The sequence below is a fragment of the Aerococcus tenax genome (genome assembly GCF_003286645.3).
In the GTDB taxonomy this organism is placed as follows: domain Bacteria; phylum Bacillota; class Bacilli; order Lactobacillales; family Aerococcaceae; genus Aerococcus; species Aerococcus tenax.
On the sequence record NZ_CP127382.2, the window covers coordinates 1,711,770 to 1,737,895 of the forward strand.

The 26,126-nt window shown below is 45.5% G+C and carries 26 protein-coding genes, 1 pseudogene and 1 other annotated feature; all 27 genes and pseudogenes read right to left on the bottom strand.

Going from position 1 to position 26,126, the window contains the following annotated elements; translation table 11 throughout:
* Positions 1-141: 141 nt before the first annotated feature.
* A pseudogene (locus DBT50_RS08020) lies at positions 142-1,888 on the bottom strand (ABC transporter permease/substrate binding protein).
* On the bottom strand, positions 1,881-3,098 hold the full coding sequence (locus tag DBT50_RS08025) for a quaternary amine ABC transporter ATP-binding protein (protein WP_111852081.1): 1,218 nt from the start codon (positions 3,096-3,098) through the stop codon (positions 1,881-1,883). The pseudogene DBT50_RS08020 and the gene DBT50_RS08025 overlap by 8 nt, the downstream one beginning before the upstream one ends.
* A 274-nt stretch (positions 3,099-3,372) precedes the next feature.
* Complete coding sequence (locus DBT50_RS08030; RefSeq protein WP_111852080.1) at positions 3,373-3,975, bottom strand: class I SAM-dependent methyltransferase; 603 nt, start codon at positions 3,973-3,975, stop codon at positions 3,373-3,375.
* 541 nt (positions 3,976-4,516) lie between these two features.
* The gene (locus DBT50_RS08035; RefSeq protein WP_111852079.1) at positions 4,517-5,509 is read right to left on the bottom strand and encodes a 2-keto-3-deoxygluconate permease; all 993 of its coding nucleotides are present in this window, start codon (positions 5,507-5,509) and stop codon (positions 4,517-4,519) included.
* Positions 5,510-5,524: 15 nt separating this feature from the next.
* A complete protein-coding gene (locus DBT50_RS08040; RefSeq protein WP_111852078.1) occupies positions 5,525-6,472 on the bottom strand; it encodes a sugar kinase in 948 nt (315 codons plus the stop codon).
* Positions 6,473-6,683: 211 nt separating this feature from the next.
* Positions 6,684-7,664, bottom strand: a complete 981-nt coding sequence (locus DBT50_RS08045; RefSeq protein WP_111822286.1) for a LacI family DNA-binding transcriptional regulator — start codon at positions 7,662-7,664, stop codon at positions 6,684-6,686.
* A gap of 598 nt (positions 7,665-8,262) precedes the next feature.
* The gene (gene rplL / locus DBT50_RS08050) at positions 8,263-8,634 is read right to left on the bottom strand and encodes a 50S ribosomal protein L7/L12 (protein WP_013669121.1); all 372 of its coding nucleotides are present in this window, start codon (positions 8,632-8,634) and stop codon (positions 8,263-8,265) included.
* A gap of 68 nt (positions 8,635-8,702) precedes the next feature.
* Positions 8,703-9,221, bottom strand: a complete 519-nt coding sequence (rplJ, locus tag DBT50_RS08055) for a 50S ribosomal protein L10 (protein WP_013668520.1) — start codon at positions 9,219-9,221, stop codon at positions 8,703-8,705.
* Between the two features lie 37 nt (positions 9,222-9,258).
* Positions 9,259-9,398: a sequence feature (ribosomal protein L10 leader region), on the bottom strand.
* A 108-nt stretch (positions 9,399-9,506) separates the two neighbouring features.
* A complete protein-coding gene (gene rplA, locus DBT50_RS08060) occupies positions 9,507-10,208 on the bottom strand; it encodes a 50S ribosomal protein L1 (protein ID WP_111822285.1) in 702 nt (233 codons plus the stop codon).
* A 108-nt stretch (positions 10,209-10,316) separates the two neighbouring features.
* Positions 10,317-10,742 carry a 50S ribosomal protein L11 gene (gene rplK / locus DBT50_RS08065; RefSeq protein WP_013669514.1) on the bottom strand — a complete coding sequence of 142 codons (426 nt, stop codon included), beginning with the start codon at positions 10,740-10,742 and terminating at the stop codon, positions 10,317-10,319.
* A 141-nt stretch (positions 10,743-10,883) separates the two neighbouring features.
* On the bottom strand, positions 10,884-11,162 hold the full coding sequence (locus DBT50_RS08070) for a hypothetical protein (protein WP_111822284.1): 279 nt from the start codon (positions 11,160-11,162) through the stop codon (positions 10,884-10,886).
* Positions 11,163-11,194: 32 nt separating this feature from the next.
* Positions 11,195-11,755, bottom strand: a complete 561-nt coding sequence (gene nusG / locus DBT50_RS08075; protein ID WP_060778764.1) for a transcription termination/antitermination protein NusG — start codon at positions 11,753-11,755, stop codon at positions 11,195-11,197.
* Positions 11,756-11,881: 126 nt separating this feature from the next.
* A complete protein-coding gene (secE, locus tag DBT50_RS08080) occupies positions 11,882-12,046 on the bottom strand; it encodes a preprotein translocase subunit SecE (RefSeq protein ID WP_064292597.1) in 165 nt (54 codons plus the stop codon).
* Positions 12,047-12,068: 22 nt separating this feature from the next.
* Positions 12,069-12,221: a 50S ribosomal protein L33 gene (gene rpmG / locus DBT50_RS08085; protein ID WP_060785005.1), complete on the bottom strand. Its 153-nt coding sequence runs from the start codon at positions 12,219-12,221 to the stop codon at positions 12,069-12,071.
* Positions 12,222-12,308: 87 nt separating this feature from the next.
* Complete coding sequence (locus DBT50_RS08090) at positions 12,309-12,914, bottom strand: RNA polymerase sigma factor (protein WP_224786505.1); 606 nt, start codon at positions 12,912-12,914, stop codon at positions 12,309-12,311.
* A 21-nt stretch (positions 12,915-12,935) separates the two neighbouring features.
* The gene (locus tag DBT50_RS08095; RefSeq protein ID WP_111852076.1) at positions 12,936-13,472 is read right to left on the bottom strand and encodes an NYN domain-containing protein; all 537 of its coding nucleotides are present in this window, start codon (positions 13,470-13,472) and stop codon (positions 12,936-12,938) included.
* A 25-nt stretch (positions 13,473-13,497) separates the two neighbouring features.
* Complete coding sequence (gene rlmB / locus DBT50_RS08100; RefSeq protein WP_111852075.1) at positions 13,498-14,259, bottom strand: 23S rRNA (guanosine(2251)-2'-O)-methyltransferase RlmB; 762 nt, start codon at positions 14,257-14,259, stop codon at positions 13,498-13,500.
* The gene (locus DBT50_RS08105; protein WP_111852074.1) at positions 14,249-14,653 is read right to left on the bottom strand and encodes a Mini-ribonuclease 3; all 405 of its coding nucleotides are present in this window, start codon (positions 14,651-14,653) and stop codon (positions 14,249-14,251) included. Before DBT50_RS08105 ends, rlmB begins: the two co-directional genes overlap by 11 nt.
* Positions 14,653-16,068 carry a cysteine--tRNA ligase gene (gene cysS / locus DBT50_RS08110; RefSeq protein ID WP_111852073.1) on the bottom strand — a complete coding sequence of 472 codons (1,416 nt, stop codon included), beginning with the start codon at positions 16,066-16,068 and terminating at the stop codon, positions 14,653-14,655. The genes DBT50_RS08105 and cysS overlap by 1 nt, the downstream gene beginning before the upstream one ends.
* Positions 16,069-16,612: 544 nt before the next feature.
* Positions 16,613-17,443, bottom strand: a complete 831-nt coding sequence (gene nadE / locus DBT50_RS08115; RefSeq protein ID WP_111852072.1) for an ammonia-dependent NAD(+) synthetase — start codon at positions 17,441-17,443, stop codon at positions 16,613-16,615.
* Between the two features lie 45 nt (positions 17,444-17,488).
* Positions 17,489-18,973, bottom strand: a complete 1,485-nt coding sequence (locus tag DBT50_RS08120) for a nicotinate phosphoribosyltransferase (RefSeq protein ID WP_111852071.1) — start codon at positions 18,971-18,973, stop codon at positions 17,489-17,491.
* Positions 18,974-19,513: 540 nt separating this feature from the next.
* Complete coding sequence (locus tag DBT50_RS08125; RefSeq protein ID WP_111852070.1) at positions 19,514-20,911, bottom strand: sugar transferase; 1,398 nt, start codon at positions 20,909-20,911, stop codon at positions 19,514-19,516.
* A gap of 260 nt (positions 20,912-21,171) precedes the next feature.
* Complete coding sequence (locus DBT50_RS08130) at positions 21,172-22,455, bottom strand: cell division site-positioning protein MapZ family protein (protein WP_111852069.1); 1,284 nt, start codon at positions 22,453-22,455, stop codon at positions 21,172-21,174.
* A gap of 209 nt (positions 22,456-22,664) precedes the next feature.
* Positions 22,665-23,987: a uracil-xanthine permease family protein gene (locus DBT50_RS08135; RefSeq protein WP_111853287.1), complete on the bottom strand. Its 1,323-nt coding sequence runs from the start codon at positions 23,985-23,987 to the stop codon at positions 22,665-22,667.
* A 51-nt stretch (positions 23,988-24,038) separates the two neighbouring features.
* Positions 24,039-24,785 (bottom strand): pseudouridine synthase, encoded by a 747-nt coding sequence (locus tag DBT50_RS08140; RefSeq protein ID WP_111852067.1) that lies wholly within the window; start codon positions 24,783-24,785, stop codon positions 24,039-24,041.
* Between the two features lie 92 nt (positions 24,786-24,877).
* Positions 24,878-25,459 carry an ECF transporter S component gene (locus DBT50_RS08145; RefSeq protein WP_111852066.1) on the bottom strand — a complete coding sequence of 194 codons (582 nt, stop codon included), beginning with the start codon at positions 25,457-25,459 and terminating at the stop codon, positions 24,878-24,880.
* Positions 25,452-26,084, bottom strand: a complete 633-nt coding sequence (locus DBT50_RS08150; protein ID WP_111852065.1) for an NUDIX hydrolase — start codon at positions 26,082-26,084, stop codon at positions 25,452-25,454. The genes DBT50_RS08145 and DBT50_RS08150 overlap by 8 nt, the downstream gene beginning before the upstream one ends.
* Positions 26,085-26,126: the final 42 nt, after the last annotated feature.

The following is a 26,126-nucleotide window of genomic DNA, read 5'->3' on the forward strand; positions in this document are numbered from 1 at the left end:
CTTTGTTAGCAACCAAAGTTAGTGATTTATTTCACAGATTCATTATACTATGACAACAAACAAAAAAGCAAGCTTTCTTTTCAAAAAAAGCTTGCTTGTGAAATCATGTTTTTTATTTTCTTGCTTGAGTCAGTGAATGACCTATTCCGCTGTCCATTCACTGACCTTGTCTGGATTGGCTTCAATCCATTTTTGAGCCGCTTGACTAGGATCCGTCCCGTTAGCAATATCTAACATCACGGATTCCATATCTTCAAGGGTCCAATGGAAGTTGGCTAGGATTTGATAAGCCCGAGGATTATCTTCTTGGAAGCCTTGACGGGTGAAGGTGTGGATCGACTCTTCTTCTCCGAAGACTCCTTTAGGATCATCTAAATATTTTAAGTCATACTTAGCAAAGATCCAGTGGGGATTCCAGCCAGTGACAACAATTTCCTCTTGGTTATTATAGGCTTGGCCTAAAGAAGCTGTCATGGCTCCAGAGGAAGAAGATTCAAGGGTCCAATCAGAAAGATTAGGATATTCTTCTAGAACACGAGCTGACGTTTGCATGGTCCCAGCTCCAGGTTCAATCCCAGTAATCTTTTGACCGGCTTCAGTAGTAAGATCTTCAATGGAATCCACTTGATCCATATAAGTTGGAACAACAAAGCCAATTCGAGCGCTATCCAAGCTTTGCCCAGCATGGACAATTTGGTCGCCGTATTTTTCTAATTGGTCAGCGTGGGTAATCGGTAACCAGGCTGATACCATAGCATCCGATTCACCACTAGCGATGGACGACCACATAATAGCATTATCTAAGGGAACCATTTCCACTTGAAAGCCTTCATTTCGCAAGACTTCTCCAATTAAGTGAGTTGAAGCCACTTCACTGTCCCAGTTCACATAGGCCAAGGTGACTCTTTCGCCACCAGCTCCGCCCCCTGAAAAGAGGCTACTTTTATAGGAATCTTCACTCCCAAAGGTTAGGAGTAAGCCAAGGACAGCTAAGAGCGCGAGGGCAATTTTTTTAAACACTATTCATCCTCCTTTACTTGTCACGTGAGGCAAAGCCATTAGTAATCCGGTCCACCACGATCGCTAAGATAACGATAGCTAAACCAGCCACGAAACCACTACCGACTTGGGCCCGTTGTAAGGCCGATAAGACATCGCGTCCTAAACCGGGTGCCCCAATCATGGACCCAGTAACAACCATGGAAAGAGCTAGCATTACGGTTTGGTTAACCCCAGCCATAATGGTGGCTTGGGCTAAGGGAAGTTCTACCTTAAAGAGTTTTTGCCATGGGGTTGACCCGAAAGCGTCGGCTGCCTCGATCAATTCGGTAGAAATTTGGGTAATCCCCAATTCGGTAAAACGAACCGTTGGTGGGAGGGCAAAGATCACAGAAGCGAAGACTCCCGGTACCATCCCAATTCCAAAGAAAGCTACTGCCGGAATCAGGTAAACAAAGGCCGGCATGGTTTGCATAAAGTCCAGAATTGGTTTGAGGATAATATGAACCCACTTACTCTTGGCCGATAAAATCCCTAATGGAATCCCAATAATAATGGATACCAAGGAGGAAATCAGGACCAAGGTAATGGTTTGCGTCAACTGGCTCCACAAACCTTGGTTAAGAACGTAGCCTAAACCAAGCAAGACAAAGACTGGAACGCCAAAGCGCCGGTTGGTGGCAAAGTAAGCCAAAACAGCCACTAGGAGAATGAAAAGGAAGGGCGGGAACCACAGTAAGACATCATTCACCGAGTTCATCACCGTTGAACCGATACTTTGGATAACATCAAAGAGTCCTGAGAAAGTTGTCGTTAACCAAGAGGTAGCTGCTTCAATCCATTCAGCAACTGGTAGGGGTTCTAAGGGAAATAATAGGATATTATTCATTGTTATCGCCTCCTTGTCCGGATAATTGGTCGATCACTAAGCGCCGGTCCACATAGCCAAGTAGACGTTCGTCATCGTCAACCACCGCAATCGGCATATTAGTATCACTCATCAAGTCATACATTTCGTTAATTGGGGTATTGCGGTTGACCAAAGGATTATCGGTACGGATAATTTCGTCCACATGAATATTCTTAGTATGTTTATTTTGACGGATTAAGTCAGCCAGGTCCTTGTCAGTGACATAACCATGAATTTTACGATCGCTGTCAATGACATACAAGGTCGAGGTATGTTCGTTTTGCATAATCTTCAAGGCCACGCGAGCACCGACCCGGTCCTTATTGAAGACATAGCCAGGGGCTTCCATGGCGTTCTCTGCAGTAAAGACCTTGGACCGGTCCACGCCGCCAACGAAGGTTTCTACATAGTCATTGGCAGGATTTTCTAAGATTTCTTCCCCGGTACCAATTTGTTCAATGTGGCCGTTACGCATCAAGACAATACGGTCACCTAGACGTAAGGCTTCATCCAAGTCGTGAGTAATAAAGACAATGGTCTTATTGAGCTTACTTTGCAGTTCAATGAGTTCGTCTTGCATATTGGCACGAATCAAGGGGTCTAGGGCTGAGAAGGCTTCATCCATTAAGAGGATGTCGGTATCGCTAGCTAGAGCTCTCGCCAAACCTACCCGTTGCTGCATCCCACCAGAGAGTTGTTCGGGCAGTTGGTCTTGGTAGGCAGATAGGCCCATGGTTTCTAAGGCATCTTGGGCCCGTTTCCGTCTTTCTTCTCCGTCAACGCCTTGAATTTCTAGACCAAATTCGGTATTTTCGAGAATAGTTTTATGAGGGAAAAGCGCAAAACTTTGGAAAACCATGCTGACTTTCTTGCGGCGGATATTGCGCAATTCTTCGTCATTGGCTTGGGTGACACTTTCCCCATCAATACTTACTTGGCCATGGGTCGGTTCAATCAGGCGGTTGAGCATCCGCAGTAAGGTTGACTTTCCTGAACCAGAGAGTCCCATAATGACAAAGATTTCGCCATCATTGACTTCAAAAGAAGCATCATAGACTCCAACCGTGGCGCCGGTTTGGTTAACGATTTCTTCTTTAGATTCACCCTTTTCCACTAATTTTTTCGCTTTATCTATGGCTTGGGCTGAGCCAAATATTTTAGTCAAATTTTCTACTTTTATTGACGCCATAATTTCTCCTCTCTCGCAATTGATAATAAAAACACAATAATAAACCTATCAAAAGCCGGCCTATATTTCAAAACTTATGACTAGCCCGTCTGTCTGAAGAGAGTTTTTCTCATTTTTCTCATCTTTTTCTCATAAAATTAAAAAAACCGCTTAGCAATAGGCATAAGCGGCGGCTTTTTTTCTAGACTTTTTTCACTTTTAATACAATGTAAAGGCTTTTCTAAGAATTTTTATTTTTATTAAAATTTCCGTCTAAATTATAGCCTTTGTCTGCTTAACGTTGACTGACCAGGACCCAATAACCCTTGTCGCGGTCAATCTCGGTCACGTTATTAAAGACCTCTTCCATTTTCTTTTTAGCGCTGGGAGCCCCTTGTTTCTTCTGGATCACTAGGACCAGGTCTCCCCCTGCTTTCAAGTGGTCATAGGCCCCTTCAATAAAGGCATGGACCACTTTTTTTCCAGCCCGGATGGGAGGGTTAGTGATAATCAGGTCATAATCTTGTTCACTAATACCTTGGTAGGCCGAAGAAAGGTAAAAGTTAGCTGGCCCTACCTGGTTCAAGGCTAAATTTTCCTTGGCCAAGGCCAGGGCCCGTTCATTGACATCAACCAAGTCCAAGTGTGCCTTAGGATAATGGTCGCCGAGAACCACACCTACTGGGCCATAGCCAGAACCCAAGTCCAGGATCTTATGATAAGTCTTCCCTTCCTTTAAGAGAGCTTCCAGCATGACCCGGGTGCCATAGTCTAAACGCCCCCGCGAAAAGACCCCACTATCGGTGATAAATTCATAGGTCCGCCCATCGACCACAGTCTGCCAGGTCTTCTTATCATGGGCCAATTGGCTGTTATCTTCAAAATATTGATGACTCATCACTTCACATCCTTCTAAACCTGCTCCAAGCGCGAGGTGAGCTCCATTTCAGAAGCCCTTGCAAATTCTCTTTGAGGATTTACTGCGTACTTCTTCCAATGGTCTCCCCTCTTTATGCGCTTGTCGCACTCTCTTAGTTGAGTTCGGAAGGGGGTGGGGATGTCCTTTCAGAAAAGTTGAACGGTCAGCAAGCTGAGTTCGGTTGCCAGTCTTGAAGTCACTTCAAAAAATTCCAACGCACAGTTCCCTGTGCTTATGATATTTTTCTCCAATTGCTATAGCTGTTCGAAGCGTCAGCGAGTTACAGATATAGTATGCGTAGCGATTCAAGTCTTTTACGGCGTCCTCACATCCTTATAGCTGATCTTTTCATCTTTTCTTCCAAGGAATCTCCCTCCCTTATCCTTCCTCACATCCTTCCCCCCTATTCTACTGGTAGATCTTTCTAGCGACAAGAACAATTTACCAATCAAAAAAGCGATGGTTAGTTTTTCTACCATCGCTTGTTAATTAACTAGCAGGGGTTAACCCCGGCTTATATTTATTTTTGCACTTCTTTTAAAACTTCAGCTGGTGCTTCGGGAAGATTTTTCTTCTCGGCTTGTTTTCTCGCCCAGGATGTGACTAATGGAGTTAGGATAGCAGTCACGATCACTGAAGTCGCTACAATGGCGGTTGCCGATTCAGCTACCGGTTGGAATTGTTCAGAAATTCCTGCAATCACGGCTGGAACGGCAACAGCAGCCCCAGCAGTAGAGGATTGGGCCCAACCCGCTACCCCGTCTGAACCTAACCATTTAATATCTAAGAAGGAGAGCAAGCCTCCTGTGACTAAGACCACAGCTACACCAACGATCACGCCGCTAAGTCCTGCTTGGAAGATGGTCTTAAAGTTCAGGGTGTAACCTAAGGCAAAGATAAAGAATGGAATCAAAATCCCTACCCCAGGCGCATACTTATCGCGCACATCGGGGTCCAAGGTTCCTCCAATTAAGCCTAAGGCAAAAGGTAAAAGGGTAGATACGATAGAACCAAATGGGAAGCTGGCCCCGGTTAAGCCAAGGATCAACATAGTGAAGAAGGGCCCCGATTGAATAGCAATCATGGGAAAGGCAGCCAGGTCATATTCGCGCCCTTCTGGAATAATGGAGACATAAAGTCCCCCATTGGTTTGACTAAAGGCAGTCACTACTGCCAAAGTGGATACCCCAGTGAGGAGGCCGCTTTGAATGCCTTCTGCTGGTAGGATGGCACCAAGAATTAAACCCAGAGCCAAAGCGATTAAGAGCCGGCCGCCTGATAGGAGTAAACCCTTCTTAGCAATGTAGCCCCCAGAAGCATTGAGGTTGACTGAGGCCCCCACGCAGAAGAAGAAACAGAACAAGACAGCGGATGACCCGGTCAGGTAGGCCCCAGTCACCCCACCAAAGTATTCGTGGGCTGTGGGCCAGAGGGTGTTAAGTAAGGTTCCCGCTAAGAGGGGCACAATAATATTCCCGCCCGGGATTTTAGCAATGGTTTTTTCAATTTTCATTTTAGACCACCTCTCTTAAGCCCGTTTGGTATTGTCCATAAATTCTTCTAATTCTTCTTGGTTAGGCAAGCCGTCATTGTCGCCTTCAAAGGTCACTTGACGGGCTCCGATGGCGTTACCGCGTAAGATACTGTCTTCTAAGGATAGACCTTCCTTCAAGCCGGAAATCACACCGACCGCAAAGCCATCGCCGGCGCCAACGGTATCAATTGGCGTCACTTGGTAGCCAGCTACTTGCCCACTCTTCCCGTCACTAGTTGCATAGTAGGCTCCGGAAGCTCCGGTTTTAACAATCACAATTTTCACACCCAAGTCCAGGTAGAATTTAGCGATGTCTTCCGCCTTATCTAAACCCGTTAAGATCTTGCCTTCTTCTAAACCAGGTAGGAAGATGTCTACAGATTTAGCGGTTTCGTTAACGAATTCAACCATGCGGTCATGGTCCCATAATTGCGGACGCAAGTTAGGGTCGAAGGAAATCATCTTGCCAGCCTTGTGCATGTATTCCACTGCTTTCTTGGAAAAGTTATAGCAGTCCTCTGATAAAGCGGCAAAGATGGAAGTCACATGCATATAGTCTGCCGAGCCAAAATAATCTTCGTCAAAGTCTTCCACGCTCATGGTTGAAGCCGCTGAACCCTTACGGAAGTATTCAATAGCTGGGTCATCTTCTTCATTCTTTTCCTTAATGTACCAACCAGTAAAGCGTTCATCCGTGGTTTGAACACCCGTGGTATCAATACCTTCCTTAGCCATGGCCTTGGTGATAAAGCGGCCCAGCATGTCCTCACCTAACTTGGTCACCAGACCCGTTTGGTGGCCTAAACGGCATAAGCCCGCAGCCACGTTGGTTTCCGCCCCCGCTAGAGCCCGAGACCAGTTATTGACGTCTTCTAAAGCGCCCGGTTCATTAGCATAAAACATGTATAAAGGTTCACCAAAAGTTACAAAATCTAAATGCATATCGATTGCCTCCTCTAAATCTACTTGCTACACTGTCAGATTAACCATTTCAATGGTAGGTTAACCGGTTTCCTAATTAAAGAATAAAGACAAAAGCAGGAAAAGTCAAGGAAAAATGTAAGCGCTTCGATAGTATTTATTAAAAAAAGTGCCCCTAGAGGCACTTATCTTTTCATTCTTAAAATTTTTTGTCTAAAAAGTTGTTTTCCCATTAAACCGAGGACCGTAAAGAAATATGGGAAGGGATGGCCTGGTAACCGGCTTTCAGGATTTTTTGAGACTCTATGGCTTGTAGTAAGTTTTCCGCTAGGGCTGCCCCAATCCTTTCCGTGGGTTGTTCAATACTGGTAATTCCCGGGCCAATCATATCGGTCATGTGCCAGTCGTCAAAGCCCGTCACCCCCACCTCTTGGGGGACCTGGAAGTGTCCTTGCTTCAATATACGCAAGACTTCAATCATCACCCGACCATTATTGCAGAAAAAGAGCGTCTTTTGTTGGCCAGCAAAGCCTAAGATCGCTTCCTGCCAATTTTCCTGCCCCACTTCAATTAATTGAACGGGAGCAGGAGCACAGGCTGTAACAACAGCTTGATAGCGGTCTTGTCGGGTAGAGACCGGAGCCAGAACTTCACTCACCACGACAAAGGACTGGTAGTCGGCCAGATTCACCTGGTCAAAGAGTCGGCTAATGACCGCTTCATTATCAGTGCCAATGGTTAACCACTGACTAGGATAGGTTTTTCGGTCAGCCAGGATGAGAGGGAGCTGCATGTCTTCAATAAACTGGTAATTCTCACTAGTGATGGCCGCTGGTTGAAGAATAATCCCGTCGACATTTTGGTCAATTAGACGTTCCAGATATTGGTTTTCCAAGTCGACCTCCCCTAAGGAATCCAGAATAATCATCTGCCACTTGGCCTGGTTGAAGACCTGGCTCATCCCCTTGAGCAATAAGGAAGCATACATATTGGAAATATCGGCAATGACCACACCAATTAAATAAGAGCGCTTGGACTTGAGCGCCTGAGCTTGACGGCTGGGCCGGTAATCGAGCTCTTCGATGACGGCCTTTATCCGCTTTTTGGTAGCGGGCGACATTTTATGATATTTCTTATTCAGATAGCGCGACACCGTGGTCTTAGACACCCCGGCTTGGTCGGCTACTTCTTGGATGGTCACGCGTTTATTCATTACTAATCCCTTTCCCATTTAGTCCTATCTATTATAGCAGACCTGGAGGGGATTTTTTGAGATAAAATATGCCTTTTCAGGACTCTTAAAAGGCCAAAGTCAAAAATAGAAGAAGCTTCTAATTAAAAAAAGAGTTTAAGACAAAACATCTTAAACTCTTTTAATAATGAATATATCTAAAACGTGTTCTGGGTGCAGATCGATCTCCACTTCACTAAAGTGCAAGAAATTCTTTTCAGAATTTTTGCTCTTTAGCTCCAGTGCTATCGATCTTTGATGCACCCGTCACACTCTAAAAAAAAAGAGTTGCAACTCAATGTTACAACTCTTTAATTATGGAAATATTTCCAAAACGTGTTCCAAGCGCAGAGCAAGCGTCCACTTCAGAAAATGACGACAAATTCTCTTCAAGAATTTTTACGTCTTTTTCTTCCAGTGGTCTTGCTCTTTGGCGCGCTTGTCACACTCTAATCAAAACGTGTTCCAGTCACAGGACGAACGTCCACTTCACTAAAGTGCAAGAAATTCTTTGCAAGAATTTTTGCTCTTTAGCTCCAGTGGTTTCGTCCTTTGGCGTGACTGTCACACTCTAATTTTATTATTTAAGTTCAGCTTTACCGCCGGCTTCTTCGATAGCAGCTTTAAGAGCTTCGGCTTCTTCTTTAGGAAGACCTTCTTTAACAACTGCTGGAGCGCCGTCAACTAAGTCTTTAGCTTCTTTCAAGCCTAAGCCAGTTGCTTCACGAACAGCTTTGATCACTTTGATCTTAGCTGCGCCTGCTTCGGTTAATTCAACGTCGAATTCAGTTTTTTCTTCAGCTGCTGCTTCACCAGCACCTGCACCTGCAACTGCTACAGGAGCTGCAGCAGAAACGCCGAATTCTTCTTCAATTGCTGATACTAAGTCAGCTAATTCTAAGATTGTTGCTTCTTTTAAGTCAGCAATAATTTGTTCAATATTTAAAGCCATCTTTAAATTCCTCCATTTATTTAAGTGATTTCTTTGGGATTCTACATCATTAAGCTAAAAGCCACTGATTATTCAGCTGCTTCAGCTGGAGCATCTTCTTCCATCTTGTCTTGTACTGCTTTAACAGCATAAGCCACGTTGCGGACTGGTGCTTGCAATACAGAAAGTAACATAGATAGTAAACCGTCGCGGCTTGGTAAGGAAGCAATCTTGTGGATTTCTTCTTTAGACATGATCTTACCATCGATAACCCCACCCTTAAGTGTTAGGGCATCAGCATCTTTAGCAAAGTTTGCTAAGATACGTGCTGGTGCAACAGCATCTTCAGCACTGAAAGCCACAGCAGTAGGTCCTTGGAAGACTTCTTCATGGTATTCAATACCAGCTTGGTCTAAAGCACGACGCATCATGGTATTCTTAATTACTTTGAAGAAAACATCTTCGTCACGTAATTGTTTACGCAACTCAGTAACCTCAGAAACTGTAAGACCTAAATAGTCAACTACCACGAAGGAAATTGAATTATTAATACGTTCAACAATTGCATCAACTTCTTGTTGTTTTTTAGCAATAGCTTGTTCACTCACTCAGTTTCACCTCCGATAAAATAAGATAGAGTTTTTTATAAGCAATAAAAAACTCCATGTCCCCAAAAGACACAGAGATTATGCAGACACTATAAGGCTTATAGTGTTATTATCTCCCTCGGTTAGAAATTAAGGCCAAAAGCCACTAACTGTCTTCGGTTCGCTTTGATTTAAATAATCAACATTAAATATAATACTCAAATCACTTGAACTTGTCAACACTTCTTTTAAAAAAATTAAAAGAGACTATGATTTTTTATCACAGTCTCTTCTTTATTCATTGAATTAGATGTCTTCACCGATTGAGCTTGGGTCCACTTGGATACCAGGTCCCATGGTGGTGGTGATGACTAAGTTTCTGATGTAACGACCCTTAGCTGCAGCTGGTTTTTCACGAACTAAGGTATCATGAATAGCCTTGAAGTTTTCAAGTAAGTCTTCAGTGCTGAAGGAAACTTTACCAATTAAGGTATGAACGTTCCCACCGTTGTCAGCACGGTATTCAATTTGACCAGCTTTGATGTCGTTAACCGCTTTAGTCACATCTTGGGTAACGGTACCAGTTTTAGGGTTAGGCATTAAACCTTTAGGCCCTAATACCCGACCTAAACGACCGATTTTACCCATCATATCTGGGGTTGCTACAACAACGTCGAAGTCCATCCAACCATCGTTGATTTTTTGAACTAAGTCGTCGTCGCCAACATAATCAGCACCTGCGTCTTTAGCTTCTTGCGCTTTTTCACCTTGAGCAAAGACTAAAACAGTTTGGCTCTTACCGGTTCCTTTAGGTAGAACCATAGCCCCACGGATTTGTTGGTCGTTTTTCTTCACTTCAATCCCTAAACGGTAAGATACTTCAAAGGAAGCATCAAAATTAGCGAAGTCAATGTCTTTTAATAATTCGATAGCCTCTTTGGCATCGTATTTTTTGTTCGCATCGATTTTTTCGTATGCTGCTTTTAATTTCTTAGATTGTTTTGCCATTTTATTTCATTCCTCCTATGTGGTTTTAACGGATAGTCCTCCCACTCATAACACCGTATTAGGCGTTATGGCGATTGACTGAGCGATCTAGACAACGTTTGCTAGGGATTAGCCTTCTACAACGATTCCCATTGAACGTGCAGTACCTTCAATCAAACGCATAGCAGCTTCAACGTCGGCTGCGTTAAGATCTTGCATTTTGGTTTCTGCAATTTCACGTACTTGATCTTTTGTTACGGTAGCGACTTTGTTCTTGTTAGGTTCGCCGGAACCTTTTTCCACATTAGCGGCTTTCTTCAATAAGTCTGCTGCTGGTGGGGTCTTGGTAACAAAAGTAAATGAACGGTCTTCATAAACAGTAATCACAACAGGAATAACGTATCCTTGTTGTTCTTGAGTTTTAGCGTTAAATTCTTTACAGAATCCCATAATGTTAATACCCGCTTGACCTAATGCAGGACCAACAGGTGGTGCAGGGCTTGCTTGCCCAGCAGGGATTTGTAATTTAACAACTGAGTCTACTTTTTTAGCCACGAAACATTCCTCCTTAGTTCTTGTCCGTGTTGTGGTTTAGTGGAGTTTAAAGATTTCTCCTCCCACAGTTGTAGCGTCTTCTAAGAGGACGTACACAATTTATTATTAAAGCACAAAGCAACACACTTTGCAAGTGATATTTTATCTTTTCTCCATTTGGTCACTACGGTAGTGGTGTCGGTAATTATAGTAGGCACTATAGGCCATGCCAAACAGGAGGGCTAAGGGAAGGACAGTCAGCCAGGATAGCGAGGCCACAAAGAGATTCCAGCCGCTCACTAAGACTTGGCCCAGTCCGGCTCCCAGCAAGGTCCAGAAGATACAAGGCAGGATGGCGCCCGCTTTGACCTTGTGGTTGAGCACTTGACCCAAGAGGCTGCCAATAAGAACTGCCAATAAAAATAGCCATAACCAGGCCATGTCCTACTCCTCCCCTCGTCAATGCCCTAGACTTAGGCGTCTAGTTTATCTACTTGGTCGAAGTCCACTTCAGCAATGGTTTCCCGACCAAACATTTCAATGGTTAATTTGAGTTTTTGATGTTCTTCGTCGATTTCTTCAATCCGACCCTCTAAACCAAGGAAGGCGCCATCGATAACTTCCACCACTTCGCCATCTTCAAAGCTAATATCGCGTTTAGGTGCAGAGATACCTTGAGAACGTAAGAGACGGTGAACTTCATCTGGAAGTAGGGGGACGGGCTTAGACCCTTGACCGTGAGAGCCGAGGAAACCGGTCACGTTAGGGGTATTGCGGACCACGAACCAGGCTTCGTCACTCATAATCATTTCTACGAAGACATAACCCGGGAAGGTTTGGGTCTTCACTACTTTTTCTTGGCCTGATTTGGTTTTTTGTAATTTTTCTTCTTCTGGAACGACCACCCGGAAGATATATTCTTCCATATCCATAGAAGTTATCCGGCTTTCCAAGTTTTCCTTGACTTTATTTTCGTATCCTGAATAAGTATGCAGGACATACCATTGTTTTTGTGGTTCAATTTCAGTCGCCATAAGTCTCTCCTTTTTATCCTAAATGAAAAAACCTTCCGCTAGGGAAAGGTCCTTGTTTACTTGCTGTTATTATACCACACTCACAAAGAGAGGCAAGCGCCCCGTAAGCCCAGCCAAGGGTCTTCTTTAGAGTTGGATATAGAGGTTAAATAATTGGGTTACGATCTCATCAGTGAGCCCTAAGAAGACGGCCATGATGATAATGGTAACGATAACGATAGCGGTGTCGCGACGTAATTCACGTCCGCTCGGCCAGGTGACCTTTTTTAGTTCTTTAAATGCGTTAATCATATGCTCTCCTCAATAACTAATCCTACTTGGTTTCCTTATGCAAGGTGTGCTTGTTGCAAAAGCGACAGTACTTCTTGACTTCAAGTCGCTCAGTCCGGGCGGTGTTATTACTCTTAATGGTGTAATTACGAGAACCACATTCCGAACAAGCTAAAATGATTTTATTGGATGCCATAGTCAAGCTCCTTTTCTCTTCCATCTTAAACATGGTAACGACTTTAAGTAGTAAAGTCAACTTTTTCTTAGGAAAAGTGCCCGGCAGTTAATTCTCTTCAGCCTGGTGACGGCGCCACTTGGCCCGCAAGCGGTAATAGGCATGTCTCACCTGCTTGACTGACACCCCTAATTCTTGGGCCAAGGTCTCATCACTTTTTTGGGCCAGGTGACCATTTAAGACTGCCCTTTCTAAAGGAGACAGGGTCAGCTGGTAAGTTTGGTAGCTTTCCTTCAATAGATAGGCCTGGTCCGGACTGGAATAATGCCGCTGGGGAATCTGGTTAAGGAAGGCAGGTCCCCCGTCCTCACAGACGATCCCGTCATAGTAGACCCTTTTGGCCTTGGGGAGGCGTTTTTTGGAAGCTTGTTTACGCATCTGGTCAATGATCCGACTTTCAATTCGTCGCCCTAAGGCAGAAAAGAGACTATAGCTGTAACCCAGGGCCTGGAAGTCCTGGCAGACTTCACAGAGACTGATGGCCGCTAATTGAAAATAGTCATCCACATCTTCAATATGGCCGTAATACTTACGCAAAAAGAAATAAACGGTTGAACGATGGCGCTCATATAACACTTCAAAGGCCTGGTCATCGCGGCCTTCCACTAACAAATGAATTAAATCTTGATTTTCCATTTCCTCATAGGAAAGCATTTCTTCCACGGTATCACTCCATTACTCCTCACTCTGACTGAGATCATCCAGCAGATTCTTGAGCGTTTGTAATTGGTGATAGGTCCACGGATTCCGCCTTTGGTACTTTAAGGCGAGCCGATCGTGATTCTTTTCGCCCCGGCGGATATTTTTTTCGGTTTGCTGAACATTCTTCAAGAGTTCCAGGGCGGATTGGCGGATAGCTCCCTGTTGAAAAACCAGCCGCTGTTCAGCCAGGTCCGAGGTGGCGACCGTAACATTGGTTAAGACGCCTACCTGGCGCTGGATCATGGCTTCAATGTAGGAGTCTGCCGTCTGCCCTTCAGCAGTAAAGACCACATTCAAGCGGTACTTCTTATAAGACTTGGAGAGTCCGGGGACAAACATGGCATCAAAAACTACCCAACAGGCCAAGGCATGGTAAGCCGCGTAATTAGACAAGCGCTGTAGCAATTGGTCGCGGGCGCCTTCAATGTCGTCTTGGCCCTTGAGTTTAACCAATTCCGGCCAAGCCCCGATCATATTATAGCCATCCACAATAAGTACTTCCCTGCGCATATATCTTTTCACCACCTAGACATTCTTAAGGAGTCAGCCGCCGTTTCCCATAGACTTCATACATGACTAAAGCCGCCGCCACACTGGCATTCAAGCTCTGGACATGGCCCCGCATCGGAATGGTTAGGACCCCATCTAAGGCCTTTTTGACCCGGGGAGAAATTCCCCTCTCTTCGTTACCAATGACTACGGCGATTGGTAAGCTGGCATCCATATTCCAATAGTCCTGGCCTTCCATGTCGGTTCCAAAGACCCAAAGGCCCCTTTCTTTTAACTCTTCAATGGTTTGGGTCATGTTGGTTACCCGGGCTACCGGCACATATTCAATGGCCCCAGTCGAAATCTTAGCCACGGTCGGGGTCACTCCAGCTGCCCGGTGCTTAGGAATAATAATTCCGTGCGCCCCGCAGGCATCCGCTGTCCGTAAAATACTGCCCAGATTATGGGGGTCCATAATCCCGTCCAAGAGGATAAAGAAAGGATCTTCCCCGCGGTCTTTAGCCACTTGGAATAGGTCATCCACACTGTAATACTGGTAGGCTGCCACTTCCAAGACAAAACCTTGGTGGTTAGCCCCTTGGGTCAACTGGTCCAAATCTCGCCTGGACCGGTAGCTGATGGGTATCTGGCGGTCCTTCAAGCCCTTTTCGACTGCTTGATGGCGTTTAGAATGTTGGCCTTCTTGCAGGTAGGCTTGGTAGATTTCTTGTGAGCTTTCCAAAGCGGATTGGACCGCATGGTAGCCCAAAACGAAATCTTTTGGCGATTTTTTTGACTTAGGACTCATCCTTATCCTCCTCTAAGTATGCAAAGCTAGCTTGGGTCAAGATCTGGAAGCGGTCGGTATCCACCAAGTATAAGTAGCCCATCAAGGCTTCCAAACCCGTCGCTAGCCGGTAAGAGTGGATATCAGCGTTTTTAGCCGAGCTGTGGCTTTGACTGTTACGCCCCCGTTTAAAAATAGCCACTTCCGCTTCCGTTAAAAGCTGACTATCCAACAAGTGCTTGACCAGTTTGGCTTGGGCCTTGGCACTGACAAAGTGGGTGGCCCGTTCGTGAAGATCATGGGGGCGGGTGAGACCACTAGCCACTAAATGAGTCCGTACCTGGATTTCCCAGGCCGCGTCACCCAAGTAAGCCAGGGTCAGGCCGCTTAATTGTTTGACTGCTTTTTTATCCATTATTTACTTCTTCTCCAACGGGTTCCTTGAGGGGTGTCATCCAAGATGATCCCTTGGTCAAGTAACTTTTGGCGGATGGCATCACTACGGTCATAGTCCTTATCCAAGCGGGCTTGGTCTCTTTCTTCAATGAGGGCTTGGACTTCACTATCCAGGATAGTGGCATCTTGAAATTCAATGCCGATAATGGCTAACCATTGGCTAAGTTGTAGGTCATAAGCCTTAAGAACTGCTTGGGAAACTTGGGGAGCTTCCATATAGATATTAATCCGTTTGAGGGCTTCATAAATCACGGTTAAGGCGTTAGGAACATTGAAATCATCATCCATCACTTGGATAAAATGTTCATCTAGGGCCTGTAATTCACCTAATTCTTTCTCATCATCTGCTAGACTTTCCTTAGCATCTTGTAAACGATAGTTGATATTATCATGGGCGGTTTGCAAGCGTTCCAAGTTTCTTTGGGCTTCTTCCAAGTTGCTGTGGCTGAACTTGAGTGGAGCCCGGTATTGGGCACTGGCCAGGAAGAAGCGCACGATGGTTGGGTCGACTTCTTTCAAGAGGTCGTGAGCTAGGACGAAGTTTCCTAAGGATTTACTCATCTTTTCCCCGTCATCACCCATGGTCACAAAACCGTTATGTAACCAATAGTTAACAAAGGTTTTTCCGGTCCGGGCTTCCGATTGGGCCCGTTCATTTTCATGGTGAGGGAAGACTAAGTCCGCCCCACCGCCGTGAATGTCCAGGGTGTCGGCCAGGTAACGGGTAGACATGACCGAGCATTCAATATGCCAGCCCGGCCGTCCTGCCCCCCATGGAGAATCCCAGGAAGGTTCGCCGGCCTTAGCCGCCTTCCAGAGGGCAAAGTCGACACTATCTTCTTTCTTCCCTTGCTCATCGGCACTCACACGCTCGCTGGCACCGCTTCTTAAGTCATCAATGGATTGGTCACTCAATTTACCGTAAGAAGAAAAACTCCGCGCCCGGTAATAGACATCCCCGTCCACCACATAGGCATAGTCCTTATCCACTAGGTCTTGGACAAATTCAATAATGGCATCAATATTTTCCAGAACCCGGGGATTGAGGGTTGCGCGTTTGACATTGAGTTTGTCAATATCTTCATAATAAGCCGCAATATATTTGTCAGCGACTTGACGGCTAGTGATGCCTTCTTCTTGGCTGCGTTTGATAATTTTATCGTCCACGTCAGTGAAGTTAGACACAAAGTTCACTTCATAACCGCGGTATTCCAAGTAGCGACGGATCACGTCAAAGGCCACAATACTGCGGGCATTACCGATGTGAATATAGTTGTAGACAGTCGGTCCACACACATACATATTCACCTTACCGTCATTAATGGGGTGAAATTCTTCTTTGGATTTGGTTAAGGTATTGTAAACTGTTAACATTTTTAAAATCCCTTCAGCAATAAATTCAATAGTTCAAATAGAATCTTAGGACCATTTTACCATTGATTGCCGCTTTTTAACAATCTCTCCTTACTAGGCTGTGACCTAAGGCATCCTCCTCTCCCTAGTTGAATCTTTTTTAGCAGGGAATCCGTAAAATTCTCACTGCCCCTTCATTAAAGCCAATCTCCTCAGAAACTGTCAACCAAGCCCTTGTTTCCAGGTTTTTTCACTCTGAAATTAGCCATCATTTTCAGCGATAATCATCCACTTCTTTGCAATACAAGATGCCCTGAGTTTCTCTTGATCAGCCCTGATTAAAAAGGGATATCTTATTCAAGAAATGAAAGCGGTCTCATGAGAATGGGCTAAGAGGAAATTAAAGTTCCTCTCGGCTGGGCAATTAATAAACAAACTTATCCAGTTAAATGTCCCTTTTAAAGGAAAATGAGCGATAAATAAAAATAAAACTAAAGACAAGTCAGCCGAGGCTAAGAAAAAAGGCCCTGACCTTAGTCAGCAGCCTTTTGCCTTCTTTATCCAATTATTCCCGCCACCAGGTGTCATAAAGGTTAATTGGCAGGTGGCGTTTATGTTGGGATTTTTGATACCAGTTTTCGATGGTGTGAGCGTCTTGGTCACTCACTTCCCGCCCTTCCAGATAATCATCAATGGCTTGATAGGAAACCCCCAAAGCCTCCTCATCCGGCAATTGGGGCCGGTCATCTTCTAAATCAGCGGTGGGCACCTTGTCATAGAGGTGGGGTGGACAATTCAGGGCTTTGAGTAACTGTTTGCCTTGACGCTTGTTTAAGCGCCAGAGGGGGACAATATCAGAAGCCCCGTCACCAAACTTGGTATAAAATCCGGTCACGGCTTCAGCGGCGTGGTCAGTGCCCACCACGACCCCACTGCATTGACCAGCGATAGCGTATTGGACCACCATCCGTTGCCGGGCCTTAATATTCCCCTTGTTGAAGTCGGAGAGCTCCAGTCCGGCTTCCGCTAAGGCGGTCACTTGTTGGTCAACCGCCCCTTTAATATTGACATCCAGAACCTGGTCAGGCTGGATAAAAGCCAGGGCATCTTTAACATCTTGGGCATCGGACTGTTGGCCATAAGGCAGGGTGACCGCAATAAATTGGTAGGCATCGTCTTGAGTTGCTTGGCGGATTTGTTCAATGGCCATTTGGCACAACTTCCCCGCCAAGGTGGAGTCCTGACCCCCACTGATCCCTAGCACTAAAGTTTTCAGAAAGGGATAGCGCTTGAGGTAGTCAGTAATAAAAGTCAGACTGCGCTCGATTTCATCATCACTGTCGATACTCGGCGCCACTTTTAAGGCTTGGATAATCTCTGCTTGTTGTTGTCGCATAGTCTTATTCTCCTCATCTTCCTGCTTCAATCGGCGCTGGTCGAACTAATCTGCATTGACTTGGTTCTTTTTGGCCCCAGCCTTGACCCGTTCATGGATGGCGTGGATACTATCCATCTTCAAGTCATAGAGTTCTTGAGACAAGTCCACTGGGTAAGCTTCGGGGTTGAGGATCCGTTTGTATTCGTCCCAAAGTGCCGCTAAGCTTTCTTCAGCATAGGCCTTGACTTCTTCTAAAGCCGGTAGGTCGTAGACCCGTTTACCATCTTGGTAGATGGTTTGAAGGAGTGGACGGGCAGAAAAGTCTTCGACTGTCTTGTTGATGTAAGTATAGGTAGGATGGAACATGTAGAGGGGTTGACTGGTATCAAGCTCTTCATCTTCAACCGTCACATAGTCACCCTCAGATTTACCATCCAAGTTATTGGTGATCCGCCAAATTTGTTTCTTACCTGGGGTGGTAACTTTTTCAGGGGAAGAGGAAAGTTTCATGGTTGGCACCAAGTCACCCTTTTCGTCTTCAATCGCACATAACTTATAAACCCCACCTAAGGAAGCTTGGTCATAGGCCGTAATTAACTTAGTCCCGACACCCCAAGAATCGACCTTAGCTCCTTGCATTTTCAGGTTAAGGATAGTCTTTTCATCCAGGTCATTGGAAGCCACGATAATGGCATCCGGATAACCAGCTTCATCCAGCATCTTGCGGACGCGTTTGGAGAGGTAGGTGATGTCCCCACTATCAATCCGGACACCAACAAAGTTGATCTTGTCGCCCATTTCCCGGGCTACTCGAATAGCATTAGGAACCCCAGAATTCAAGACGTCGTAGGTATCCACTAGGAAGACACAATTCTTGTGGGACTCCGCATAGTGCTTAAAGGCTTCATAGTCAGACCGGTAGGCTTGGACCATAGCATGGGCATGGGTCCCTGAAACGGGCACGCCAAGAATCTTCCCAGCCCGAACATTGGAAGTGGAGTCAAAACCGCCGATGTAAGCAGCCCGCGCCCCCCAAATGGAGGCATCGAGTTCATGAGCGCGGCGCGCACCAAATTCAGCCAAGGCGTCACTACCACAGACAGTCCGAATCCGAGAAGCCTTGGTAGCAATTAAAGTTTGGAAGTTAATAATATTCAAGAGGGCGGTTTCAATGAGCTGACAGTCAGCCAAACTACCTTCAACTTGGAGAAGGGGCTCATTAGCAAAGCAGACCTCTCCTTCCACCATGGAACGGATGGTTCCGTTAAATTGGAAATCAGCTAAATAGTCCAAGAATTCTTCCGGATAATTTTGGGTTTCACGCAGGTAGGCAATATCTGTTTCGTTAAACTTTAAGTTATCTAGGTATTGGGTCAAGTGCTCCAAACCAGCAAAGATGGCATAACCGTTCTCAAAGGGATTATTCCGGAAATACATTTCAAAGACGCAACGTTGGTCAGCATTCCCTGCTTCCCAGTAGGTCTTCATCATATTAATTTCATAAAGGTCAGTGTGTAAGGCCAGACTATCATCTGGATAGATTGTCATTTTTTTCACTCCACATTCTCTTAAATTTGCTTCAACATAGCGTTATTTGAGTGTTTCTATTATACCATTTTACCAGCCAAAGCCATAGATTTAACCCCAATTGTAACATAAATTAACGATCAGTAAGCCCTAGAATGCGACAAGCGCAAAAAGAGGGGAGACCATTGGAAGAAGTGCGTCGTAAATCCTCAATGAGGATTTACAAGGACTTCTGAAATGGAGCTCACCTCGCGCTTGGAGCAGGTTTGAATAGAGTGCGAGCTGACGGGAAAAAGTGAAACGCTATGCATACTATATTTATACGTCGCTTTGATTCCTACAACAGAGTACGACAGTCATAAAAAAGGCTGAGAATTTCTCCCAGCCTTTTGGAAAAGATTATTTTTCTAAATGTGTGTGTCTGTTTCACTCTACCTAAACGTGTTCCAAGCGCAGAGCAAGCGTCCACTTCAGAAAATGGCGACAAATTCTCTTTGAGAATTTTGACGCCTTTTTCTTCCAGTGGTCTTGCTCTTTAATGCGCTTGTCACACTCTCTTCTCTATTCCACTAGTTCAATCCCCATTTTTTCGATGTCTTCGCGGTCTTCTGTTGGTAGGTTGTCTTCGTCAATCCCACTGGAAGAGACTTTTTCGAAGAGGACTTTGATGGTTTGTAAGAGGATCTTCATATCCAATATCAAGGAATAGGTCTTGATATAAATAAGGTCAAAGTTCAACTTACTATTAAAGTCAGAAGCATACTTCCCATAGACTTGGGCGTAACCGGTTAAACCGGCTTTAACATTATGGCGCAAGTAGTAATGGGGGTTTTGTTTTTGGAATTGGTCGACAAAGAATGGCCGTTCTGGACGGGGGCCAACGAGGGACATGTCCCCTTTCAAAATATTGATTAATTGGGGTAATTCATCGATACGGACAGCCCGGATAAACTTCCCGACTGGGGTAATCCGCGAGTCATTCTTACGGGCGATCACTGGACCGGATTGAACCTCAGAATCCACCACCATGGAGCGGAACTTGAGAATTTCAAATTCCTTGCTATTTTCAGTAATCCGGACTTGCTTGTAGAACACCGGGCCTCTGGAAGTTAGCTTGATGGCAATGGCGGTTAAGAGCATGATTGGTGAAGCGATGATTAACAGGATCAAGGAACAAATAATATCTAAGCCCCGCTTGATCAAGGCCTGGTCGGCAGGAATCCGAAAGTCAGAAGTCTCAATAATCGACTCATCTTCAAAGCTCATGATATTGGGGTTAACCATGACCAAGTTCTCAAACTTGGAATTGAGGAAGAGTTTCTTCTCTTTCTGCATGAGGAGCCCATAAATTTTTAATTTCTCTTTTTCTGGGATCGACGAAGCCATATAAACAATATCGATATCGTCTAGGCGTTTACAGATATTATTATAAAAATCCGATAAGACCACATGGGTCACCAGGTGGCGAGAGCTCTTACTATTCTTAAAGTTATAAATAGCTGAAAAAACCTCATCTTCGTAACCAATAATCATGACCCGCTTAGTCGAGGCATAGCGGCGGTAGATACTAAAGACCAAACTCCTAAAGAAATACAGGAGGGTCACACTGACAAAGAAGTCAATCAATATCACTAAGCGAGGAAAGGCAAACCAACGCCCGATAAAGCTCAAGATCATGGTCATGGCTGCAATCAAGCCCTGGTCAATCAAGGTAATAAAAAATAAGTCTCCCCGAGTCTTGTTATAGAGGACATAGACCCCGGACAAGAGGTTGATCACTAAGAAAATCAGCATGATCCAAGGAAAGACACTCTGGAAGGCCTCCCCATTTTCTAAGGGAATATAGCGACTTTGATAGCGGATTAAAAAGGAAATAAGATAGGAAAGAAATAAAATCAGCGCCTCAGTTGCCCAAATGACAATGCGGTACCAATTGGTCCATTCTCCATTTTTTTGCATGGCTTAAAGCCTCCTATTCGTGAGAGTGCGACAAAAGTCGCTCAGAGCCCTGAATCACTGGAGAAAACTGGAATAAGCTCAGCAAAGCTGAGCGTTGCCAGTTTTTGAAGTGGACGTCAGGGCTGACTTTTGGAGCACGTTTTAAAAAATTGCAATTTAAAAGAGACCAGGACTTTTGTCCCAGCCCCTAGTTCATTAGGCCTATTTTAGCACAAAAGCAGGCAATGAGAATAGCTGCCCTGTTAAGATTCATTTAAATCTTACTGGCCATTAGCCGCTCCATTCTCCGTAGTTGTTGGTGCTGTGCTTTCAGCCACGCCACTTTCGCCTGGATGAGATCCTTGCTCGCCCCCAGATGGTTGCGGGCTTGGGTCCACACTGGGTTGGTTGGGTTGCCCTTCTGGTTGTGGGGCTGGTTGGCTGGTTGAAGGCGTGTTTGTTTGACTATTTTCTGAACCGGTTTGGCTATTTTGGCTAGCTTCTTGAGGTTTATCAGCCTGAGAGGATTGGCTGGTCTGGCTACTGGAAGCTGGTTGACTGGAGGATTGGCCTTGAGAAGTGGAAGCTTGGGTTTGAGATTGTGCTTGTGATTGGTTATTTGCAGGCTGCTCTTCTCTAGGTTCTTGCACCTGTCTGGCCGGACGATTTTGCCGGCTTTGTTGTTCATGTTGGGCATTGGCTTGGTCAGCTGCTTGGCGCAAGCGTTGACTTTCTGCTTGTAGGTTTTTATTTTCTTCTTCTACCCGACTTTCTTCGCGCTTAGCTTCCGCCTCAATTTTTTCTTTTTCTTCTGAGCTTGCCTTGGCATCATTAGCCGCTTGTAGCTTGCGATTGCGGATAACATCAATCACTTCTTGATGGGCCTTGCCTAAGCGGTCTAATAATTCCGCCTTCAAATAAGGATTGTCTTCTTTTTCAATCTTTTTCTCCATGTCCTCCATGGCTTGATCTAATTGGTCATAGGTCAAGCCGGGATTGTCTTTGAGCTTTTGAATCTCTTCATCAAAGGCCTTAAAGCGTTGGCCTTGTTTATCCGCTTGGTCGACTAAGCCATTGAGGGTTTGATAGAATTCGTCAGCCTCGCTGGGCCAGTGTTTGACTTGGTCTTCCTTAAATTGATTGAGATCATCCTCTTTAAGGTCTTTATTGAGCAAGACATATTTCTGTACCGTTGCCCCATCCAAGGCCGGTCTATCCTTGATTTTCTCAAAGAGATGGTTAACTCCTTCTTGGGCCTTAAAGCGTTCTTCCACTTGGTCCAACTGCTTATTCAGGTCCTTGCGCGCACCGGAATAACGGTTTAACCCTTCCACTTGGCTTCTCACTGCTTCAATTTCGGTTTTAGCGATATTTTCTTTTAGGAAAGTTTTATGGTCATCATAGTACAGGGCGCTAACTGCCTTTTCAGCGGCCTCCACGCTCCCATCACTTTTTTCCTGCTTGATGTCTTGGTTCTGCATGACCGCGTAAACACCGCCACCCAAGACGACCACCACGGAAAGTAAGGCAACAATGACTGCTTTCCAATTCAGCCGTTTCTTCATATTTTCTCCGCTCCTCATTACTTATTCATTGATTGAGATCAAAGTCTCAACTGTACTTACTAAATTTTAGCATTCATTAGACACTTAGTCTTCATTCTACTATTTATTTACCGCAAATACAGCCATTTTAAGAAATTTTTATAAAAATGGCCATAAGAAAAATAAAAAAGCATCCTCTAAGGAGAATGCTTTAACAGCTTGAATAGTTATTAGCCTTCCGGTAAGACCTTATTTAAGGCCATAGCTACAATGGAGGCCACTGAAATTGGTGAACCGAAGAAATATTGGAGAACGGGTGGTAGGCTCAAGAGGAAATCGTTAGGCATGTATTGGATCAAGACCACCGTCCCTACCGATAAGGCAATCAGGAAGGTTTCCTTTTCCTTGATTTCCACGTTTTGTAAGCTTTGCAGACCGGCTAGGAAAATCGTTCCACAGATGACCAGGAAGACCCCACCAATAACGGCACCAGGAATGACTGAAATCAAGGCTGATAATTTTCCGGAAAGACCAAAGAGGATAAAGAGTCCGCCGGCATAGTAGAAAACAGGGAGACTGGCGACCCGGGTGAGGGAAATAATCCCTGCATTGGATGAAAATCCTGTTACCGGGCTGGTCCCCAAGAAACTGGTCAAGAGGCAACCCAAGGCTTCCCCCACCACCCCTTTATTAATCCGTTCCTTACTTAATGGGCTTTCTGAAGCATTAGCTAGGGCAATCCAGGCTCCAGTCGACTCAGACAAGAGCAGTAAATAGATCACCAGCATGGTCAGAACCGATGGGAGGTCAAATTGGAAGGAAAAATCTTTAAACATAACCATGGGTAAACTAAACCAAGGGGCAGCCGCCACCGGAGTCAGGTCTAAAACTCCCATAAACTGGGCCAGGACACAGCCAATCAAAAAGGTAATCAAAATCGAGCCGATCCGGCAGATCTTACCGGCAAAACCGGTCAGGCGGTTTCCTAAGAGTGTGGCCGTTACCATGCTAATGATGGCTACCAGACCCAGGATTAAATTTTGACCGACACTGGCTTGGGGCGTGGTGTAGATGTTATTCACCGCTGCTGGCATCAAAGACAGGCCGATACAGAGTAAGAGGACGGCCCCTACAATTTGCGGGATAAAGTAATTAACAAATTTATCCATCAAACCGGAAAAACCCAGTAAGAGTAATCCCAAGGCCCCTATTAAGGCTGCCGACATAGCGACGCCCCAACCAGCAATACCGCCGCCATTGGCCAAGGCAATCCCACTAATAGCCGCAATGGGAATAAAGGAAGCCCCTTGCGCTACCGGCAGGTGCATGAGCTTGGTTTGGATAATCATGGCCAGGCCACAAGCGATAAAGGTCGATTGAATCACGGCTGACATTTGACCGGTGCTCAGGCCGACAATCCCAGCGATAATCATGGGACCAATATAGACATTCATGGACAGGCCATGCTGTAAACCCAGGGTTAGCGCTTCAGAGCCAGGAATCTTGTCATCAATACCGGCTTCTAAGTGCGAGTTACGAGGCGTGCTTGACATAGGTAGAGTTTCCTTTCTTAAATACGAACATTATTAAATCATACATTCCTATTATACGGAATTATTGTCAGTTATCAAGTGATTTCGCGAATTATTTTCCATGATTTTAACAATTCGTTCGCTTTCTTCTCCAGTTAAGGGGCAGAAGTGGCCCCTTTTCAGGTCAGGGTCCAGCCGGAGCGGGCCTAAAGACAGACGTTTTAAGTAGCTGACCTTGAGTCCATTGGCGAGAAACATCTTCTTGACCTGGTGGCGCATGCCCTGGTCAATGGTCAAATAAGCCTGGCGAGGACCAATAATTTCGAGTTGGGCAGGCCGGCAAGTCGTCCCATCCGCAAAAGTTACCCCGGCCTGAAATTTTTCCACCAGGTCAGCTCCCAAGTCGCCATTAACAGTCACTTGGTAGGTCTTGGGTATGTGGAAGCGGGCATGCTCGAGAAAGTAATGGAGCTGGCCATTATCGGTTAACAAGAGCAAACCTTCCACATCCCGGTCCAAGCGGCCCACAATGGAAGTCCCTTGGTAGCGCTCAGGTAAGTGGTCGTATGGCGTGGGCCAATGGGAATCTTTTTTGGCGGAGACTTGTCCTGCTGCCTTGTTATAGACCAGGTAGTGGTGGCCTAAGCCTTGGCCAATCCGCCTGCCCCGATAATAAATGGCCATCAAGTCGGGGTCTAGGGCCTGGTTAATATCGACTAGGGCCCGGCCCTTATAGCAGACCTCCCCGGCATGGATGAGGCGTTTGGCCTTGGTGGCTGATAAGTGACATTCTGCTTGAATGAGATCCAATAAGCGCATAAAAAACTCCTTTAAAAAAACGTCCCTCCCTACTAAAAGCAAATAGTAAGAAGCAAGACGTTGGCTGAATGTGATTTAAAATAAAAAAAGACCTATTTTCTCACTCGATCAAAGACACTGCCGATGATAGGCACCAGGACAGCTGCCGCGATGATTTCAAAAATAAAGTTAAGTCCTAAGGCCCCCACAAAGGTTCCTAAAACAGCGGTTTCGGGAATATTCAAGGCTTTAGCATAGGCCTCAGAAGCAAAGAGAGCGGTCATGATAATAACCAAAGCCGTATTGGTAATCGTCCCCAAAGCCCCCACAATCACCCGGCTGATTTCAGGACGCAGCCACTTGCCTAAGAACTTGGCTGCCCAGCCCGACAAAAAACCGACACAGACCCGGGGGAGGACCGATACCAAAGGATTTAAAAAGATCGGTGACAGGATGGTGGGTTGGATCATGTTATGGAAGAGGGACAAAACGCCCCAAACCAAACCCAACATGGCACCTGAAGCCGGTCCCAAGACCATGCCTCCAGCAATAACAGTGATATGGATGATGGTCACATTGGCTGGCCCCAAGGGAATGTAGCCGATCCAGGGGACAAAGGTCTGCATGATTAAAATCGCAATAAATAAACTACTGATGGTTTTATTTTGTAGGGAGGTATTTTTTCTTCTAGCCATCGCTAGCTCCTTTCCGTAAGTGAGCGGTCAACTGAACGAAGCGCTGGGTCAGTTGGGCCGTTAACCCCCAAAGATTTTCTTGATCGATATTATAAAAAGGAATTTCTTCCACATAGTTCTTGAAGCGGTAATTTTTTCCTCCTGGAATACGATCATAAGGGAAGTGATGGCCACGGTCAAGTTTAGATTCCATCCGGTAAATTTCGGGCTGGTCCAAGTCCAGGTCAGCTAAGGGCACGGTAAAGGCATGCTTGACCTCATCTTGGTTAATGGCTAAATCATCCAAGTGGTCGATGGTTAAATAGGCAACATAGGCCGCAATCACCCGCTTGGTCTGAACAATATAGTCCATCTCACCCAGGACTTGGATCTTATCCCGGTCGATTCCCAATTCCTCCTGAGTTTCTCGGACGGCCGCCTGGGCAAAGCTTTCCCCTGCTTCCACCCGGCCACCCGGAAAAGCAGCATCGCCAGCTTGAGAGATGCCCGGAGCCCGGTGTTCATAGAGCAAGGCCGGTCCTTGGCCTTTAAGGGAAACAATGGGAATTAAGACCGCATAAAAGCGCTCCACCCCCAGAGGCTGGCCCTCATAGTCCCTGAAAAAGGCTTGGTAGTCTTTTAACATGGCTCTTCCTCCTCAGCGCCTATTTTACCGCTCACTGAATCC

Excerpts from the sequence above, each read along its gene's own strand:
- DBT50_RS08030 (WP_111852080.1), bottom strand. The coding sequence starts at position 3,975 with ATGAGTCATCAATATTTTGAAGATAACAGCCAATTGGCCCATGATAAG.
- DBT50_RS08070 (WP_111822284.1), bottom strand. The coding sequence starts at position 11,162 with ATGGCCTGGTTATGGCTATTTTTATTGGCAGTTCTTATTGGCAGCCTC.
- cysS (WP_111852073.1), bottom strand. The coding sequence starts at position 16,068 with ATGTTAACAGTTTACAATACCTTAACCAAATCCAAAGAAGAATTTCAC.
- DBT50_RS08040 (WP_111852078.1), bottom strand. The coding sequence starts at position 6,472 with ATGCATTTAGATTTTGTAACTTTTGGTGAACCTTTATACATGTTTTAT.
- DBT50_RS08035 (WP_111852079.1), bottom strand. The coding sequence starts at position 5,509 with ATGAAAATTGAAAAAACCATTGCTAAAATCCCGGGCGGGAATATTATT.
- rlmB (WP_111852075.1), bottom strand. The coding sequence starts at position 14,259 with ATGAGTCCTAAGTCAAAAAAATCGCCAAAAGATTTCGTTTTGGGCTAC.
- DBT50_RS08025 (WP_111852081.1), bottom strand. The coding sequence starts at position 3,098 with ATGGCGTCAATAAAAGTAGAAAATTTGACTAAAATATTTGGCTCAGCC.
- DBT50_RS08125 (WP_111852070.1), bottom strand. The coding sequence starts at position 20,911 with ATGCAAAAAAATGGAGAATGGACCAATTGGTACCGCATTGTCATTTGG.
- rplL (WP_013669121.1), bottom strand. The coding sequence starts at position 8,634 with ATGGCTTTAAATATTGAACAAATTATTGCTGACTTAAAAGAAGCAACA.
- DBT50_RS08150 (WP_111852065.1), bottom strand. The coding sequence starts at position 26,084 with ATGTTAAAAGACTACCAAGCCTTTTTCAGGGACTATGAGGGCCAGCCT.
- rplA (WP_111822285.1), bottom strand. The coding sequence starts at position 10,208 with ATGGCAAAACAATCTAAGAAATTAAAAGCAGCATACGAAAAAATCGAT.
- DBT50_RS08145 (WP_111852066.1), bottom strand. The coding sequence starts at position 25,459 with ATGGCTAGAAGAAAAAATACCTCCCTACAAAATAAAACCATCAGTAGT.
- DBT50_RS08140 (WP_111852067.1), bottom strand. The coding sequence starts at position 24,785 with ATGCGCTTATTGGATCTCATTCAAGCAGAATGTCACTTATCAGCCACC.
- rpmG (WP_060785005.1), bottom strand. The coding sequence starts at position 12,221 with ATGGCATCCAATAAAATCATTTTAGCTTGTTCGGAATGTGGTTCTCGT.
- DBT50_RS08130 (WP_111852069.1), bottom strand. The coding sequence starts at position 22,455 with ATGAAGAAACGGCTGAATTGGAAAGCAGTCATTGTTGCCTTACTTTCC.
- DBT50_RS08090 (WP_224786505.1), bottom strand. The coding sequence starts at position 12,914 with ATGCTTTCCTATGAGGAAATGGAAAATCAAGATTTAATTCATTTGTTA.
- DBT50_RS08105 (WP_111852074.1), bottom strand. The coding sequence starts at position 14,653 with ATGGATAAAAAAGCAGTCAAACAATTAAGCGGCCTGACCCTGGCTTAC.
- secE (WP_064292597.1), bottom strand. The coding sequence starts at position 12,046 with ATGATTAACGCATTTAAAGAACTAAAAAAGGTCACCTGGCCGAGCGGA.
- nusG (WP_060778764.1), bottom strand. The coding sequence starts at position 11,755 with ATGGCGACTGAAATTGAACCACAAAAACAATGGTATGTCCTGCATACT.
- DBT50_RS08135 (WP_111853287.1), bottom strand. The coding sequence starts at position 23,987 with ATGTCAAGCACGCCTCGTAACTCGCACTTAGAAGCCGGTATTGATGAC.
- nadE (WP_111852072.1), bottom strand. The coding sequence starts at position 17,443 with ATGCGACAACAACAAGCAGAGATTATCCAAGCCTTAAAAGTGGCGCCG.
- DBT50_RS08095 (WP_111852076.1), bottom strand. The coding sequence starts at position 13,472 with ATGCGCAGGGAAGTACTTATTGTGGATGGCTATAATATGATCGGGGCT.
- DBT50_RS08120 (WP_111852071.1), bottom strand. The coding sequence starts at position 18,973 with ATGACAATCTATCCAGATGATAGTCTGGCCTTACACACTGACCTTTAT.
- DBT50_RS08045 (WP_111822286.1), bottom strand. The coding sequence starts at position 7,664 with ATGAATAAACGCGTGACCATCCAAGAAGTAGCCGACCAAGCCGGGGTG.